Source organism: Microbaculum marinisediminis, from assembly GCF_025397915.1.
Lineage (GTDB): Bacteria > Pseudomonadota > Alphaproteobacteria > Rhizobiales > Tepidamorphaceae > Microbaculum > Microbaculum marinisediminis.
Genome location: NZ_JALIDZ010000029.1, coordinates 1 through 580 on the forward strand (window position 1 = coordinate 1; position 580 = coordinate 580).

Genomic DNA, 580 nt, shown 5'->3' on the forward strand with positions numbered 1-580 from the left:
TGTTCGGGCTCCCCATGACTGACGACGAACTCGCCGTATTCCGGGAACTGACCGGCCGCGACGAGGCGCCCGACGAGCCTGCCAGCGAGGCATGGCTGATCATGGGGCGCCGGTCCGGCAAGGACGTTAAGGCCGGGTCCATCGCGGTCTATCTGGCCACCATCGGCGCCGAACAATTCGGCTTCCGCAAACGGTTGACCCGTGGCGAGCGTGGCGTGGTCCAGTTGCTTGCGGTTGACCGTGACCAGGCGAAGGTCTGTCTGGGCTACATCAGCGAAATGTTCGAACAGCCGATGTTGCGGAAGCTGATCAAGCGCAACACGGCGGATTCCATCGAGTTGAAGAACGGTCTAGCCGTCGAGGTGACGACGAACGATCAGCGCCGCGTGCGTGGCCGCACGGTGGTCGCTGCCATCTTCGACGAGGTTGCGCACTGGCGTTCGGAAAACACGCTGTCCCCGGATGCCGACGTGTACCGGGCCGTGAAGCCGGCAATGGCGACGATGATGCCGGGGGCGATGCTGATCGGCATATCGAGCCCGCACGCCCGCAAGGGGCTGTTGTGGGAGAAGTACCGGAC

Annotated in this window: 1 pseudogene; it reads left to right on the forward strand. The window is 64.1% G+C overall.

Annotated features, from left to right (window positions below):
* Positions 1–14 precede the first annotated feature (14 nt).
* Positions 15–580, forward strand: a pseudogene (locus MUB46_RS24140) (hypothetical protein); the annotation flags it as partial.